This window comes from Ancylobacter lacus (assembly GCF_018390635.1).
Classification (GTDB): domain Bacteria; phylum Pseudomonadota; class Alphaproteobacteria; order Rhizobiales; family Xanthobacteraceae; genus Ancylobacter; species Ancylobacter lacus.
Map to the genome: position 1 here is coordinate 129,162 of NZ_JAHBGE010000051.1, position 15,953 is coordinate 145,114.

Here is a 15,953-nt window from a genome sequence, read left to right on the forward strand (position 1 = left end):
TTAGTTCGAGATTTCCGGGTTAGATAGCCGGCTTTTAACCTTTCGTTAACCTTCTCGGGCCGAGGGGCATCACAGCCTCACCCCTCGGCCTACTCGACGGCGCGGCGGCTTCCCGGCATGCTGGATTGACCGCCGGGGGACGCGGGACCGGCGGCATGGCGGCGGAATTCGGGGCGTTCCGCCCGCCGGACGCGTCTCCCGCACGAGAAAAGGCCGATGTCGCTGCGTTTTTCCGTCGTCATGACCAGCTATAATTACCGCCAATTCATCGCGGAGGCGGTGGACAGCGCGCTGGGGCAGACCCGCCCGCCACACCAGATCGTCATCATCGACGACGGCTCCACCGACGGGACGTCGGATTTCCTCGCCGAGCGCTACGGCGGGGACAGCCGGGTCGAGGTGGTGGCACAGCCGAACCAGGGCCATCTCGGCGCCATGGCCGCCGGGATGCGGCGGACCACCGGCGACATCGTCTGCCTGCTCGATGCCGACGATTACTGGGACCCGGATTATCTCGAGACGATCGGCCGGCTCTATGACGCGCGGCCCGATATCGACCTCGTCTTCACCGATCTCCACCGCTTTGGCGCCGACGGCGGTTCCGAGATCTACGGCGTGGAGACCTTTGCCGAGGCCGAGGAAGATTACGGCTACACCGCCATCGTCACCTATTTCACCGACCACAAATACGGCACCGCCGCCTCGGCGCTCTCGATGCGGCGTTCATGGGCGCTGCGCAGCACGGATTTTCCCCCGCATTTCCTGCGGATGTGGCGCACCTGCGCGGATGCCTGCCTGCTGCACGCCGCCAGCATCTACGGCGCCCGCAAATACTTCCTGCCGACCGGCCGGGTGCACTACCGGGTGCACGGCAACAACCTGTGGTACAATAAGTGGAACCGGGTGACCGATTACAAGAACCCGCTGCACAAGCGGATGGTGCGGAACTACTGCGCCAGCGTGATCGGCATGGAGGCGAACTGCGCCTATCTCGCCCCGCTGGAATTCGCCACCAAGCCCGCCCCCTCGGCGGCGGAACGGGCGCGCTACGCCACGCTCCTGCCGCCGCCGGCCGAACCCGCGCCCGAACCTGTCCGTGAAGAGCCCGCAGCCGCCGAGCCGGCGCCACCTGCACCACAACCCGCCGGGGCGGGCAGCTTCACCGTGCGGCTGCGCCGGCCCTGGCGCCACCCGCGCCGCTATCTGCGCGACGTCGCCCGGGTGGTGCTGCAGAAGCCCAACCTGTGAGCGCCGCCCTCACTCCACCGTGACGGATTTGGCGAGGTTGCGCGGCTGGTCGACATCCGTGCCCATGTGCACCGCGGTGTGGTAGGCCAGCATCTGGATCGGCAGGGCATAGACCAGCGGCGTGATCGCCGGGTGCATGTCCGGCAGCACCAGCGTCGCCTCGGTGGTGAGCGAGGCCTGCCGCGCGCCGGTGGTGTCGGTCAGCAGCACGATGCGGCCGCCGCGGGCGGCCACCTCCTGCATGTTCGACATGGTCTTGTCGAACACCGCGTCGTGCGGGGCGATGACCACGACCGGCATGTTCTCGTCGATCAGCGCGATCGGGCCGTGCTTCAGCTCGCCGGCGGCGTAGCCCTCGGCGTGGATATAGGAGATTTCCTTCAGCTTCAGCGCGCCTTCCATCGCCAGCGGGAAGGAGGTGCCGCGGCCGAGATAGAGCACGTCCCGGGTCTTGGCGAAGGTGCGGGCCAGCGCCTCGATCTGCGGGCCGAGGCCGAGCACCTCGTTCATCAGCCGCGGCACCTCGACCAGCGCGTGGACCAGCTCGCGCTCCTCGCTGGCGGAGAGCACGCCGCGGGCCCGCCCGGCCGCCACCGCGATCGCCGCCAGCGTCGCGAGCTGGCAGGTGAAAGCCTTGGTGGAGGCAACGCCGATCTCGGGGCCGGCCAGCGTCGGCATCACCGTGTCGCTTTCGCGGGCGATGGTGGAGCTCGCGACGTTCACCACCGCCAGCAGGCTCTGCCCCTCGTCGCGGGCATAGCGCAGCGAGGCCAGCGTGTCGGCGGTCTCGCCGGACTGCGAGATGACGATGGTGAGCCCGTTCTTCGCCAGCGGCGCCTCGCGGTAGCGGAATTCGGAGGCGACGTCGATCTCGACCGGCAGGCGGGCATAGCGCTCGAACCAGTATTTGGCGATCAGCCCGGCGTAATAGGCGGTGCCGCAGGCGGCGATGGAGACCCGCTCCAGCGTGTTGAAATCGAACGGCAGCGGTCCGGGAAGCTGCACCGTCTCGCTCGCCATGTCGAGATAATGGCCGAGCGTGTGGGCCACGACCTCCGGCTGCTCGTGGATCTCCTTCGCCATGAAGTGGCGATGATTGCCCTTCTCGATCAGGAAGGCGGTGGTGGCGGTCTTCTGCACCGGGCGGCGCACCAGCCGGTTGGCGGCGTTGCGGATTTCGGCGCGCTCATGGGTCAGCACCGCCCAGTCGCCATCCTCGAGATAGGCGATGCGGCTGGTGAAGGGCGCCAGCGCGATGGCGTCGGAGCCGAGATACATCTCGCCGTCGCCATAGCCGAGCGCCAGCGGGCTGCCCTTGCGGGCGCCGATCAGCAGGTTCTCGTCGCCGTCGAACAGAAAGCCGAGGGCGAAGGCCCCCTTCAGCCGCGGCAGCGTCGCCGCCACCGCCTCGGCCGGGGCGCGGCCGGCCCGCAGCTCGCGGGTGACGAGATGGGCGACCACCTCGGTGTCGGTCTCGCTCTCGAAATTGCAGCCCTCGACCCGCAATTCGTCGCGCAGCTCGCGGAAATTCTCGATGATGCCGTTATGCACCACGGCGACGCCGGTGGTGGCGTGGGGGTGGGCGTTGGCGACGCTGGGCCGGCCATGGGTGGCCCAGCGGGTGTGGCCGATGCCGATCCGCCCGGTCAGCGGGGCCTCGCGCAGCACCGCCTCGAGATTGCGCAGCTTGCCCTCGGCGCGCCGCCGGGTGAGCTGCCCGCCTTCGAGCGTCGCGATCCCGGCGGAATCATAGCCGCGATATTCGAGCCGCTTGAGGGAATCGACCAGACGGTCGGCGACGGGCGCGTCGCCCACGATGCCGATGATGCCACACATCTTCGCGTGCCAGCTCCTGACAGAATCCGATGAAGTTACGCCGTCAGGATTTAACCGAACGTCACCCCACATCCGAAATCACTTCGGATGTCGGTTCATGTCTTACTTCTTTGGCGAAAGTCCGGCGGAAAGGCGGGCGCGGAGACGACTTGCGAAACCTTCCTTGTTCACCTGCCGGGCGCGGGCCACCGCCAGGGCGTCGGCCGGCACGTCGTCGGTGATGACGCCCCCCGTGGCGGTGTAGGCGCCGTCACCCACGCGCACCGGGGCGACCAGCAGGGTGTTGGTGCCGATGAACACATCGGCGCCGATCACCGTGCGGTGCTTGCGGAAGCCGTCGTAATTGCAGGTGATGGAGCCCGCGCCGATATTCGTGTTCGCGCCGACGCTGGAATCGCCGACATAGGAGAGGTGGTTCACCTTCACCCCGGCCGCGAGGTCGGAGGCCTTGATCTCCACGAAATTGCCGATGTGGACCCCCTCCCCCAGCGCCGCGCCCGGGCGCAGCCGGGCGAACGGGCCGACGATGGCGCCGCGCCCGACATGGGCGCCCTCGATATGGCTGAAGGCGCGGATGGTGACGTCGTCCTCGACGCTGACGCCGGGGCCGAACACCACGTTCGGCTCCACCACCACATCGCGGCCGAGCCGGGTATCGGGGGAGAAGAACACCGTCTCCGGCGCGATGAGGGTGGCGCCGCCGGCCATGGCGGCGGCGCGCAGCCGCTGCTGCAGCAGCGATTCGGCCTCAGCGAGCTGGGCGCGGGTGTTCACCCCCGCCACCTCGGCGACCTCCGCTTCCACCACCGCGGCGGCGCGGCCGAGCCCGCGCGCCACCTCCACCGCGTCGGTGAGGTAGTACTCGCCCTTGGCGTTGGCATTGCCGATGCGCTCCAGCAGCGCCAGCGCCACGGCGCCGTCGAAGGCCATCAGCCCGGCATTGCAGAGCCCAACCTGCCGCTCCTCGGGGCTGGCGTCCTTCTCCTCGCGGATGGCGACGAGGTCGCCGTCCCGGGTGAGCAGGCGGCCATAGCCGGTGGGATAGGCCGGGCGGAAGCCGAGCACGCTCACCGCCGCGCCGGCCGCGAGCGGGGCACGCAGCGCGGCGATGGTCTCCGGCCGCACCAGCGGGGTGTCGCCATACATCACGACGACATCGTCCACCGGCCCGGACAGCGCCGCGCGGGCGGCGAGAACGGCGTGGGCGGTGCCGAGCCGCTCCGCCTGCACGAACACCTCGACGCCGACGCCGGCAGGAGCGGCGGCGCGGGCGGCGGCGGCGACGTCCTCGCGCCCCGGCCCCACCACCACGGCGAGCCGCGCGGCGCCGGCCCGGCCGGCGGCCTCCACCACATGTCCGACCATGCTGCGGCCCGCCACCTTGTGCAGCACCTTGGGAAGGCGGGAGGCCATGCGGGTGCCCTCCCCCGCGGCGAGGACCACGACCAGCAATGAACGCATCGGCGACGTCTCCGGGGTCACGCGGCGCCAGACCAGCGGCGCCGGTTCAGGCGGCTATGTAGCCTGCACCGCCGCGCGGCGGAAGGGCGTGCGGCGGTCCTGCCGGGTCGGGACGTACCGCCCTCACCCTCGCTCGCTCCGGCGTGCCGGAGGGCGGCGAATGCCCATTCTCGCGCCGCCCGGATTTTCGCATCAAATCGGGGCAGACGCGGCGGCGGCGAGGCTGTATGGCAGCGCCATGAACGCGCACTCGCCCGCCCCGCCCTCCGCTTCGCCCGCCCCGCCTTCGGCCGCGGCCGGCGCCGCACCCGCCCCGGCCGTCTCGCTGCTGCGCCGGCCGGTGCTGCTGGCGGCGCTGCTGGCCATGCCGCTGTTCTTCACCAGCAACCTCATCGTCGGGCGGGCGGTGGTCGGCGTGGTCTCGCCCTGGCAGCTCGCCTTCTGGCGCTGGCTGTTCGCGCTGCTGCTCCTGCTGCCCATCGCGCTGCCGGAGCTGCTGCGGCACCGCCACCTGCTGCTGAGCCAGTGGAAGCCCATCCTGGTGATGGGAGCGATCGTGATGGTGATCTGTGGCGGCAACACCTATTTCGCGCTCGGCCATTCCACCGCCACCAACGCCACGCTGATCTACGCCACCTCCAACATCATGGTGGTGGTGCTGGAGGCGATGCTGCTGCGGCAGCGCCTGCCGCCGCTGCGCATCCTCGGCGCCTGCGCCGGCTTCTTCGGCATCGTGCTCATCACGCTGGAAGGCGATCTCGGGCGGCTGCTGGGGCTGTCCTTCAACATCGGCGACCTGCTGTTCCTGCTCGCCGCGGTGTCGTGGGCGGTCTACGCCCTGATGCTGCGCAGCGGGCCGCTGGTGCAGATCGGCACGGTGCCGACCTTCGCCGCCATCAACATCGCCGGCGTGCTGCTGCTGGGGCCGGCGGCGCTGCTCGAATCGTGGATGGGCGCGCCGGGGCCGGTGGGCATGACGGCGTGGGGGGCAATCCTCTTCCTCTCCACCATTCCCTCCGCGGTGGTGTTCCTGATGTTCCAGTACTGCACCCGGGAGGCCGGCCCTTCCATCACCGCCATGTTCGGCTATCTCATGCCGGTCTACGGGGTGATGCTGTCGGTGCTGCTGCTGGACGAGCACCTGCACCTGTTCCACGCGGTGGGCTTCGTGCTGATCCTGGGGGGCGTCATCCTCGCCACCCGTGGCCCGGCGCCGGCCGGGGATGCCGGGCGGGAACGTTGATCGCCGGGCGGCGTCATGCCATCGAAGAGACGAGACACGCTTGAGGAGAACCGCCGTGAGCGCACCCACCTTCCTGCCCGGGCCCCGCATCTCCAATCTGGTCGTCGCCTGCGGCATGGGCACGCTGGCCTGGGCGTTCTGGCTGCGTTACGCCGTGCTGGAACAGTCCGCGGTGGGGCAGGCCTGCGCCTCTGTCGTCACCGGCACCTGCGTGGTGCGGGCGACGACGCTCTCGCTGATCGAATATTCCGCCTTCGGCATCGCCGCGCTGGTGCTGGCGGCGATCCAGCTCGTGCGGCCTTCGGTGGCGGTGTTCACCCTGGCCCTGATGGCCAGCGCGGCGGGCGTCGTCTTCTACAACGCCAACACCGCCGCACTGGCCGCGGGGCTGCTGCTCATCTCGTTCGCCCGGCCGTGGCGAGGCGCCAGAAGCTGAGCGCGAACAGCACCAGCAGCGCGCCGGTCCACAGCGCCTGCCAGTTCGACAGCCGCTCATTGAGGATGATGAACAGGCCCGACAGCAGGAACACCCCGGCGGCGATCGCCTCGGCGTGGCGCTCGCCTGCCGCCGGGCGTGGCGCGGCGAGCAGGGCATAGGCCGCCAGCGCGGTGAGGATCGGGGTAAGCCCGGCGAACTGGAAGTCGCGGTAGCGCGGGTCGAACACCAGCCCGAAGGCGATCTGCACCGCCAGCACCGCCGCCAGCACCAGCACCACGCCAACCAGCTTCTCCAGCCCGGTCGCGGCCCGCCGGGTCTCCGGCTCCAGCACGGTGGCAAAGCCGACCTGACGGGTTCCCGCCGCCAGCGCATAGGCGGTGAGCGGCGGCGCCACCAGGCCCAGCGCGATCATGACCACGGCGCGGACCCAGCCGCCGGCGTCGCGGCTCTCCACCGGCACCGCCGCGATCGCCCAGCCGATCGCGATGCCCGAGGCCAGCGCCACCGCGGCGATGCCGAGCCAGCGCCCGGCCGACAGTTCCGCCCCCCGCCGCGCCGCGCCCTTCAGGCCGGCGGCGAAGATGGCCAGCGCGAAGGCGACGCCGCCGAGGCCCTGCCACAGCCAGCCCGGATGGTCCGACACCGCCTCGCCCCAGCCGAACTTGAAGTCGCGGCTATAGGCGTCGAGAAAGCCCCAGTGGCCGCCGACCGTGCCCTCCAGCGCGCGCTTCCACGGCTGGTCGAACGCCTCGATGACGTTGACGCGGTAATTCTTCTCCTTGGCGAGGGCCAGCAGCTCCTGGATGACCTTGGCCTGATTGGAGGGCGAGGGCTCCGCCCCCTCGCGCATGCGCCCCGCGCTCGGCCAGCCGGTCTCGCCGATGAGGATGTCGTGCCCCGCGAACACCTTGCCCACATGGTCGCGAATCTCCCCGATATGGGCCACCGCCTTGTCGGCGGAGACCGGCAGGTCCTCCCAGAACGGCAGGATGTGGACGGTGACGAAGTCGACCGAATTGGCGAGGTCGCGGTTGCGCTCCCAGAACTCCCAGACATCGGCATAGGTGACGGGAACGCCGGCGCTCTGCTTCACCGCGCGGATGGTCTGGGCGAGGTCGGTGGCGGAGAGCTCGCCGCGCAGCAGCACCTCGTTGCCGACGATGAGGCCCTTCACTACGTCGGGATTTTGCTGCGCCGCCTTGATGCCGTTGGTGATCTCGACCTGGTTCTTGTCCTTCTCCCGCCCGAGCCAGATGCCCTGCAGCATGGTCAGCCCGTGCTTGCGGGCGAGCGCGGGAGCGGCGTCCAGCCCCATCTCGGTGGAATAGGTACGCACGCAGTGGGTGATCTTGGCGAGACGGGCGAAATCGTCGTCGATCTGCTCCGGCGGGATCACCAGCCCGGCCATGAAGGGCGACTGCCCCGGCCGGAACGGGGCGTAGGACACGCAGGGCAGCTTTTCGCCGGAGGCCAGCGGCGAGGGCGGCGCGGGTACCGGCGCCCCGAGCCAGGCCCATGCGGCGAGGATCGCCGCGGAAACGACGGCGGCGAGCACGAATGGCAGGCGCATGCGGTGGGACTCCCCTCGAGGTCGTCAGCGTGGTCGCTGCCGCATAGCCGCGCAAGAGGGCGCTGTGAAGAGCGCCGTGCGGCAGGAACAGCACAACCCGCGGGCGCTTCCCGTTCCGGCCGCGCCGTCATGCTGACAAATTCAACCGCTTCACCTACTGTCCCGCCGTCGTTATCACCTCCTGCGCGTGATGAAATTTCCCATGGCCTCTTCCCTACGCGTCCTGTCCGCCCTTTTTGTAAGCGGCGCCCTCCTCGCGGCCGCCGGCACCTTCCCCGCGGCTGCCCAGTCCACCAGCGAAGAGCCGAAGTCCACCGCGCAGCAGACGCCCGAGCAGCAGGCCAAGGAGGCCCAGCGCCGCTCCGTGGAGGAATATGCCGAGGCGGCCAAGCTGCCGGGCAATGCCGGGCTGCCCGAATGCGTGTGGAGCGGGCGGCGCATCGCCATGCTGCTGTGGCGCGACGACGTCGACACCGCCCGCCGCCACATGGAGCTGTATGAGCGCTTCGGCTGCCCGACCGAGCACCTGAAGATCGCCTTCCGCTGCCTCGTGCGGCAGGGCAACATCGACTCGAAGTCGCCCGAGCGGCTGTCCGAGCGGGTCCACGCCTGCTGGGTCAATCCGGAATCCAACCCCTCCGCGCCAGACGCCGCCGCGCCGGCCGCTCCTCCCGCAGCGCAGTGAGGGCACGGTGATTTCATGACGCAGCCTCCGGCGCGTCATGACCTCGCCACAAGCCCGGAACAAATAGAGCCATACGAACGTTCTGTGGGGCGACAGGGCGTCATGGTACCGCGGGAAAGACGGTAACCCAGACCCTCGAATTTGCTGCAAGTGCGTTCGATCTGGATTATATATTGAACCGTCTTCCTCTCTCCATTCGTGGGTAAATCCATGCGCCCCGCTGTTCGTGTCGCGGCCGCTGTCATCGCGGTGGTCACGTCCGTGCATGCCTTCATGTGGCTTGCCCTGCGCCCGGAAGCGCAGGCGCCGTCCGTGCCGGACCGCTTCGTCAGCATGTCGTTCGCGCCCTATGGCCGCGATGCCAATCCCGACAAGGGCCAGGGCACGACCGAGGCGCAGATCCGCCATGACGTCGAGGCCGTGGCGCCCTACACCCGGGCCGTGCGCACCTACGCCGCGACCGGCGGGCTGGAGCTGGTTCCGCGCATCGCCGCCGAAAAGGGCCTGAAGGTCACCGTCGGCGCCTGGCTGGACGAAGACGAGACCCGCAACGAGCACGAGATCACCAACGCGATCGACGCCGCGCGGAAGAATTCCAACGTCATCGGCATCGTGGTCGGCAACGAGTCGATCCTGCGCGCCGAGCGCACGCCCGAGCAGCTCATCAACACCATCCGCCGGGTGAAGCGCGAGACCAACGTACCGGTAACCACCGGCGAAACCTGGGACGTATGGCTCGATCATCCCGAGCTGGTCTCCGCGGTCGATTATATCGCCGCCCACATCCTGCCCTACTGGGAAGGCGTTCCGGCCAGCCAGGTCGTCGAGCGCTCCATCGAGATCTATGACCGGCTCCGCGCCGCCTATCCCGGCAAGCGCATCGTGATCGCCGAGTTCGGCTGGCCGAGCGCGGGCTACAACCGCGACGCCGCCGTGCCGGGCGCCACCCTCCAGGCCGAGGTCATCCGCACCTTCGCCTCCCGCGCCGACGCGCTGGGCATCGACTACAACCTGATCGAGGCGTTCGACGCGCCGTGGAAGAGCTTCGAGGGCAGCGTCGGCCAGTACTGGGGCGTGCTCGACGCCGACCGCCACATCAAGTTCCCGCTCTCCGGCCCCATCACCCCGGAAACCTACAGCGCCACCGCGGCCATCGCGCTGCTGCTCGGCGTCGCCTTCTCGCTGCCGCTGTTCCGCTTCGGCCGGCTCACCGTGCCGCAGGCGACCGTCATGGCGGCCGCCGCCAACCTCGTCGGCTACTGGATCGCGACCGTCACCGACCACTGGCTGACCCATTACGTGGTCGGCGGCAACAAGGTGACCTTCGTCATCTCGCTGGTGCTGCTGGTGCCGCTCGTCGTGGTGATGCTCTACCGGGTCGAGGAGCTGGCGACCATCGCCTTCGGCCAGTCGCCCCGGCGCCTGCTGCGCGGCTCCAACCCGATGCCGGCCCGCACCCCCAAGGTGTCGATCCACATCCCGGCCTATAAGGAGCCGCCGGAGATGCTGAAGCAGACGCTGGACAGCGTCGCCCGGCTCGACTGGCCCAACCTCGAATGCATCGTGGCGATCAACAACACGCCCGACCCCGCCTTCTGGGCGCCGATCGAGGAGCACTGCAAGCTGCTCGGCGACCGCTTCAAGTTCCTCAACCTGCCGAAGATCGAGGGCTTCAAGGCCGGCGCGCTGCGCATCGCCATGCAGCACACCGCGCCCGACGCCGAGATCATCGGCATCATCGACGCCGACTATGTGGTGAGCCAGGACTGGCTGCGCGACCTCGTGCCGGTGTTCGAGGACCCGACCGTCGGCATCGTGCAGGCGCCGCAGGACCACCGCGACGCCGGCCGCAGCCTCATGCATGAGGCGATGAACACCGAATATGCCGGCTTCTTCGACATCGGCATGGTCCAGCGCAACGAGCACGACGCCATCGTCGTGCACGGCACCATGTGCCTGATGCGCCGCGCCGCCATGGTCGAGGCCGGCGACTGGTCGAGCGACACCATCTGCGAGGACACCGATCTCGGCCTGTCCATCATCGAGCTCGGCTGGAAGAGCCACTACACCAACAAGCGCTATGGCTGGGGCCTGCTGCCGGACGACTTCGCCTCCTTCAAGAAGCAGCGCCACCGCTGGGCCTATGGCGGCATGCAGATCGTGAAGAAGCACTGGACGCGGCTGCTGCCGGGCCGCTCGCGGCTCACCACGGCCCAGCGGCGCGAATTCGCCATCGGCTGGGTCAGCTGGCTCGGCTCCGAGAGCGTCGGCGCGCTGGTGGCCGTGCTGTCCCTGCTGTGGGTGCCCTTCGTGCTCGGCCTCGGCATCGCGGTGCCGCAGCACATCCTCACCGTGCCGATCATCTTCTGCTTCGGCGTCTATGTCCTGCATTTCTGCGCGCTGTACCGGCTGCGTGTCGCCACCACCCCGGGCCGGATGATCGGCGCGGCGGTCGCCGCGATGGCGGTGCAGTTCACCGTCGCCAAGGCGGTGTATGACGGGTTCCGCTACAAGGACCTCGCCTTCGCCCGCACCGCGAAGGGCAGCTGGCTCGCCAACGCCGCCCGCGCCTTCCCGGCCCTGCCCGAGGCCATCATCGGCGGCGGGCTGATGGTGTCGGCGATCGGCCTGCGGCTGACCAACTGGCACGCGGTGACGGAGATCAATCTCTTCGCCTTCGCGCTGGCGATCCAGTCGCTGCCCTTCCTCGCCGCGGCGGTGATCGGCTGGCTGGAAGGATCCAGCCTCAACGAGGTGACGACCTGGAAGGCGCTGCGCAGCCGCGCCGCCGCCCTGCTGCCGCTGCGCGGCAGCCGCGCCCCGGCGATCACGGAGTAGACGGCTCCGTTCAGGGCCGTTCAACCCTCCACGAATAAAAAGGCCCGGGATCGCTCCCGGGCTTTTTCATGAGCGGCGGTGGACGTGTCCGCGGGTTCAGGCGGTCTCGGCCGGCTCGAACACCAGCGTCGCGCCGAGCGCCGATTTCGGGCCCACCACGATCAGCCCCTCGATCTCCTCCGCCGACATCCGGCTCGAGGACAGCCGCTTGCGGGCGGTCTCGATGTTCTTCACGGCAAAGCGCACCGCGGCCAGACGCAGCCCGGCATCCGCCGCCGGTGCCGGACCGAACCGCTCGGCGAAGAGGTCGCGCGTCATCACCTCGATGGTTCCGCGCGGGGTCCTGCCGATATGCCAGCCCTCTATCGCGCGGCGGAAGTCGGTCCCGGCGAAGGTGGCGAGGAAGGGCACGTGGGCGGCGGGTTCATCGGCGACGAAGACCACGCCCCCGACCCCGACCGTGCCGTTCATGTGCCGCTGCATGTCCGCCGACCAGAAGTTCTCGGGAAACTTCTGCCGGCAGGTGAAGAAGCCGGCATGAGGCGAGGCGGGGTCACGGGCGAAGGCGAGCGAAAACGCCACCTCGACGTCGCTGCCATCCGGCAGGCGGCCGATCCGCTGGAAGTCGAACAGGTCATAGCCGCCGAAGCCGGCGGCATCGAACTCCGCCTTCTCCGCCGCCGGGTCCTTACCTTCCAGCACCAGCATCGAGAGTCCGGCGCCGACAGTGCCGATATAGTCGCGGTTGAAGGCGCCGAAGGAGAAGGTGGTCTCGGTCGGCTCGGGGATCGCATGAGGGTCCGCGACCTCCAGCAGCTCCATGAAGAAGCCCGGCGTCTGCACGATGCGGTTATGGGTGCCCCAGGGGTGGCGGTTGCGGCTGCCCACGGTGAAGCCGAGAAGATCGTACAGTTCGCCCGCCGCTTCGAGATCGCGAACGACGTGCACCACATGGTCGAGGCCGCGGGCCATAAGGTCATCTCCTCGTTCTGGCGACATCGCGCCGGCTTGGTCGAGGCGACTCGCGGGTCGAGCCGGCCATCCGACCATGGATACGACAGACATGCTGCCGGCGGGCACCCCGGCACGGGAGCGATCCACATCGCCGCGCCGCCGTGGCCGTTGCACCACAGTGCGGAGGAAGGCTAGCCGCCCGTCGCCCATACGCAAAGGCCGGGAACGTGTCCCGGCCTTCATGCTTTCGTTGCGAGGGGCTGGTGGCGGCTAGACCAGCCGGCTTTGCACCACGGCGGCACCGATGAAGGAGGCGAACAGCGGGTGGGGCTCGAACGGCCGCGACTTCAGCTCGGGGTGGAACTGCACGCCGATGAACCAGGGATGGTCGGGATATTCGATGATCTCCGGCAGCAGCCCGTCCGGCGACAGGCCGGAGAACCGCATGCCGCAGGCCTCCAGCCGCTCGCGGTAGCGCAGATTGACCTCGTAGCGGTGGCGGTGGCGCTCGAAGATATCGTTGACGCCATAGACCTCCGCGACGCGGCTGCCCTCGGCGAGCCGCGCGGGATAGGCGCCGAGCCGCATCGTGCCGCCGAGATCGCCGTCGAGGCCGCGCTTCTCCAGCTCGTTGCCGCGCAGCCACTCCGTGAGCAGCCCGACCACGGGCTCCTCCGTGGGGCCGAACTCGGTGGAATTGGCCGCCTCGATCCCGGCGAGGTGCCGGGTCGCCTCGATCACCGCCATCTGCATGCCGAAGCAGATGCCGAGATAGGGCACGTGCCGCTCGCGGGCGAACTGCGCCGCGCGGATCTTTCCCTCCGCGCCACGCTGGCCGAAGCCGCCGGGCACGAGGATGCCGTGGACATGCTCGAGGAAGGGGGCGGGGTCCTCGCGCTCGAAGATCTCGCTCTCGATCCAGTCGAGATTGACGTGCACGCCATTGGCGAGGCCGCCATGGGCCAGCGCCTCGATCAGCGACTTGTAGGCGTCCTTCAGCCCGGTGTACTTGCCGACCACCGCGATGGTGACGGTGCCTTCGGGGTTGCGGATGCCGGCCTCGATCTTGCGCCAGCGCGACAGCTCCGGCGCCGGCGCCGGCTCGATCCCGAACGCCGCCAGCACTTCGCCGTCCAGACCCGCCTCGTGATAGGCGGAGGGCACGGCATAGATATTGTCGGCGTCGCGCGCCTCGATCACCGCGCTCTCGCGCACATTGCAGAACAGGCCGAGCTTGCGGCGCTCCTCGCGCGGAATCTCGCGGTCGGTCCGGCAGAGCAGGATATCCGGCGAGATGCCGAGCGCCCGCAGTTCCTTCACCGAATGCTGGGTCGGCTTGGTCTTCAGCTCGCCCGCCGAGGGAATGTAGGGCAGCAGGGTGAGGTGGATGTAGATGCAGTGCTTGCGCGGCAGCTCGTGGCCGATCTGGCGGATCGCCTCCAGAAAGGGCATCGCCTCGATGTCGCCCACCGTGCCGCCGATCTCCACCAGCACGAAGTCATACCCCTCATTGCCGGAGAGGACGAATTCCTTGATGGCGTTGGTGACGTGCGGAATCACCTGGACGGTGGCGCCGAGATAGTCGCCACGCCGCTCCTTCGAGAGGATGTCCTGATAGATGCGGCCGGTGGTGATGTTGTCGGAACGGGTCGCCGGACGCCCGGTGAAGCGCTCGTAATGGCCGAGATCGAGGTCGGTCTCGGCGCCGTCGTCGGTGACGAAGACCTCGCCATGCTGATACGGGCTCATGGTGCCCGGATCGACGTTCAGATAGGGGTCGAGCTTGCGCAGCCTGGTCTTGTAACCGCGGGCCTGGAGCAATGCGCCGAGAGCGGCGGATGCGAGGCCCTTGCCGAGCGAGGACACGACGCCGCCGGTGATGAAAATATAGCGCGCCATGGAATCCGGTTTCTAGCTACAAAAACGCGATTCGACGAGAGGCAGCGCGACCTGCGTCGCCTCTCGTCCATGGAATTCGTCGTGGCGACGCGCGAGGCGCGCCGAACTCACTGCGACTGGGGAACCTGCGGCGAGGAGGGCGCCGGCTGGATACCCTTGAGCTGGTCGAGAACCGTGCCGCCGGGCGCGGGAGCGGCACCCGGCGCCTGCGGGGCGCCCGGTGCCACCGCCGGCGCGTTGAAGATGGTGGCGGGGCCGCGACCCCAGCCCGCGAGCATCGTCAGGGCAATGCTGGTGATGAAGAACAGCGCCGCGAGGATCGCCGTCGCCCGGGTGAGCACATTGGCGGTCCCGCGGGCGGAGAAGAAGCCGCCGCCGCCACCGCCGCCACCACCGATTCCGAGGCCACCGCCTTCGGAGCGCTGGATCAGCACGACGCCGATCAGGGCGAGCACCACCATCAGGTGGATGACGATCACTACGGTCTGCATCTTCTGCCTTATACATCTCGCGACACGGCGGCCCTCGGCAGGGCTGCGCCGGAACTTTGGCGCGGTTCCTACACGATCCCGCCCGGCATTTCCAGTTGATCAGCCGTCTCCCGGCCGGCTGGCGCCATCGGCTGTGGAACCGCCCGACCCGCCGCGACGTTGCCCCGGCAGATCAATGGGAGAGCCGCATGGACGAGATCGTGCTGACCGCGACGGAAATGGCGAGTGCCCAGCCTGTCCGCAAGGCCAACGCCACGCAGACCGAGATGTTCAGCGTCGTGGCCCATGGCGATCACTGGCATGTGCTGCACGACGGCCAGCGCAACGCGCCTCTTTCCAGCCGCCGCGCCGCCTTCGAGGCCGCGGTCGCCGCCGCCCTGCCCGCGCTCGAGGCCGGGCACGACGTCACGCTGCGCACCAGCCCGGCGGGGACGGACGGCGGCGACGCGTTCGAGAGCTGAAAGGCAGGGCGCTGGACGCCCGGATTCAGTCCCGCTCACACATAGGCGGCGGCAATAGCGAGGAAGTCGGCCGCCTTCAGGCTGGCGCCGCCCACCAGCGCCCCGTCGACATCGGTGAGGGTGAGCAGCGTGCGGGCGTTGTCCGGCTTCACCGAGCCGCCATACAGCAGGCGAATCGCGTCCGCCTCCCCGCCGAAGCGCTGGCGCAGCAGCGCGCGCATGGCCGCGTGCATCTCCAGAATGTCGGCGGCGGTGGGGACATGGCCGGTGCCGATCGCCCAGACCGGCTCATAGGCGATCACGAGATCATAGCCCGTCGCCCCGTCGGGCACCGAGCCCTCGAGCTGGCGGGCGACCACCGCCACAGCGCGGCCGGCCGCGCGCTCCGCGAGGGTCTCGCCGACACACACCACCCGCACCAGCCCGGCCCTGTGCGCGGCCTCGGCCTTGGCCCGCACCACGGCATCGGTCTCGCCATGGTCGGTGCGGCGCTCGGAATGACCCAGAATCACCGCATGCGCACCGGCATCGGCCAGCATCTCGGCGGCGATGTCGCCGGTATGGGCGCCGGAGGGACGCGCGTGGCAGTCCTGGCCACCGATGCTGATCGGGGTGCCGGCGGCGCGTGCCGCCAGCCGGGCGATCAGGGTCGCCGGGGGAAAGATCATCAGTTCGACGCCGGCCGATGCCACCGGGCCGGCCGCGTCGATCATCCGCTCCAGCTCGGCCGCCGAGGTGGAAAGGCCGTTCATCTTCCAGTTGCCGGCGACGAGGGGACGACGAGCGGTCATGCGATATTCCTGTGGCTGCGGGTTCCACCCGAGTTAA

General features: G+C 69.3%; 13 protein-coding genes. 6 read left to right on the forward strand and 7 right to left on the reverse strand.

Annotated elements, in window-relative coordinates; translation table 11 throughout:
* Window positions 1-216 precede the first annotated feature (216 nt).
* Window positions 217-1,248 (forward strand): glycosyltransferase family 2 protein, encoded by a 1,032-nt coding sequence (locus tag KHC27_RS13330; protein ID WP_213339860.1) that lies wholly within the window; start codon window positions 217-219, stop codon window positions 1,246-1,248.
* 9 nt (window positions 1,249-1,257) lie between these two features.
* Here KHC27_RS13330 and glmS read toward each other — a convergent pair whose 3' ends face one another.
* Together glmS and glmU are read right to left on the reverse strand one after the other, a co-directional pair.
* Window positions 1,258-3,084, reverse strand: coding sequence for a glutamine--fructose-6-phosphate transaminase (isomerizing) (gene glmS / locus KHC27_RS13335; protein ID WP_213339861.1), 1,827 nt, complete (start codon window positions 3,082-3,084; stop codon window positions 1,258-1,260).
* Between the two features lie 102 nt (window positions 3,085-3,186).
* Window positions 3,187-4,545: a bifunctional UDP-N-acetylglucosamine diphosphorylase/glucosamine-1-phosphate N-acetyltransferase GlmU gene (glmU, locus tag KHC27_RS13340; RefSeq protein ID WP_213339862.1), complete on the reverse strand. Its 1,359-nt coding sequence runs from the start codon at window positions 4,543-4,545 to the stop codon at window positions 3,187-3,189.
* 238 nt (window positions 4,546-4,783) lie between these two features.
* Between glmU and KHC27_RS13345 the strand changes: the two genes are divergently transcribed.
* Together KHC27_RS13345 and KHC27_RS13350 are read left to right on the forward strand one after the other, a co-directional pair.
* Window positions 4,784-5,788 carry a DMT family transporter gene (locus KHC27_RS13345; RefSeq protein WP_213339863.1) on the forward strand — a complete coding sequence of 335 codons (1,005 nt, stop codon included), beginning with the start codon at window positions 4,784-4,786 and terminating at the stop codon, window positions 5,786-5,788.
* A gap of 55 nt (window positions 5,789-5,843) precedes the next feature.
* Window positions 5,844-6,224 carry a hypothetical protein gene (locus tag KHC27_RS13350; RefSeq protein ID WP_213339864.1) on the forward strand — a complete coding sequence of 127 codons (381 nt, stop codon included), beginning with the start codon at window positions 5,844-5,846 and terminating at the stop codon, window positions 6,222-6,224.
* Here KHC27_RS13350 and KHC27_RS13355 read toward each other — a convergent pair.
* Window positions 6,184-7,797, reverse strand: coding sequence for a glycoside hydrolase family 17 protein (locus tag KHC27_RS13355; RefSeq protein ID WP_213339865.1), 1,614 nt, complete (start codon window positions 7,795-7,797; stop codon window positions 6,184-6,186). The genes KHC27_RS13350 and KHC27_RS13355 overlap by 41 nt on opposite strands.
* Before the next feature lie 202 nt (window positions 7,798-7,999).
* On the opposite strand from KHC27_RS13355, the gene KHC27_RS13360 reads away from it, so the two are divergent.
* Window positions 8,000-8,482, forward strand: a complete 483-nt coding sequence (locus tag KHC27_RS13360; protein ID WP_213339866.1) for a hypothetical protein — start codon at window positions 8,000-8,002, stop codon at window positions 8,480-8,482.
* A gap of 210 nt (window positions 8,483-8,692) precedes the next feature.
* Window positions 8,693-11,320 (forward strand): glycosyltransferase, encoded by a 2,628-nt coding sequence (locus KHC27_RS13365; RefSeq protein ID WP_213339867.1) that lies wholly within the window; start codon window positions 8,693-8,695, stop codon window positions 11,318-11,320.
* Between the two features lie 96 nt (window positions 11,321-11,416).
* On the opposite strand, the gene KHC27_RS13370 is transcribed toward KHC27_RS13365, so the two are convergent.
* The 3 genes from KHC27_RS13370 to secG all read right to left on the reverse strand — a co-directional run bounded on the left by KHC27_RS13370 (window position 11,417) and on the right by secG (window position 14,664).
* A complete protein-coding gene (locus tag KHC27_RS13370; protein WP_213339868.1) occupies window positions 11,417-12,292 on the reverse strand; it encodes a VOC family protein in 876 nt (291 codons plus the stop codon).
* A gap of 252 nt (window positions 12,293-12,544) precedes the next feature.
* Window positions 12,545-14,173, reverse strand: coding sequence for a CTP synthase (locus KHC27_RS13375; RefSeq protein ID WP_213339869.1), 1,629 nt, complete (start codon window positions 14,171-14,173; stop codon window positions 12,545-12,547).
* Window positions 14,174-14,280: 107 nt separating this feature from the next.
* Window positions 14,281-14,664, reverse strand: coding sequence for a preprotein translocase subunit SecG (gene secG, locus KHC27_RS13380; RefSeq protein WP_213339870.1), 384 nt, complete (start codon window positions 14,662-14,664; stop codon window positions 14,281-14,283).
* Between the two features lie 188 nt (window positions 14,665-14,852).
* On the opposite strand from secG, the gene KHC27_RS13385 reads away from it, so the two are divergent.
* Window positions 14,853-15,125: a hypothetical protein gene (locus KHC27_RS13385; RefSeq protein ID WP_246519916.1), complete on the forward strand. Its 273-nt coding sequence runs from the start codon at window positions 14,853-14,855 to the stop codon at window positions 15,123-15,125.
* A gap of 35 nt (window positions 15,126-15,160) precedes the next feature.
* On the opposite strand, the gene tpiA is transcribed toward KHC27_RS13385, so the two are convergent.
* Complete coding sequence (gene tpiA / locus KHC27_RS13390) at window positions 15,161-15,916, reverse strand: triose-phosphate isomerase (protein ID WP_213339871.1); 756 nt, start codon at window positions 15,914-15,916, stop codon at window positions 15,161-15,163.
* Between the last annotated feature and the right edge of the window lie 37 nt (window positions 15,917-15,953).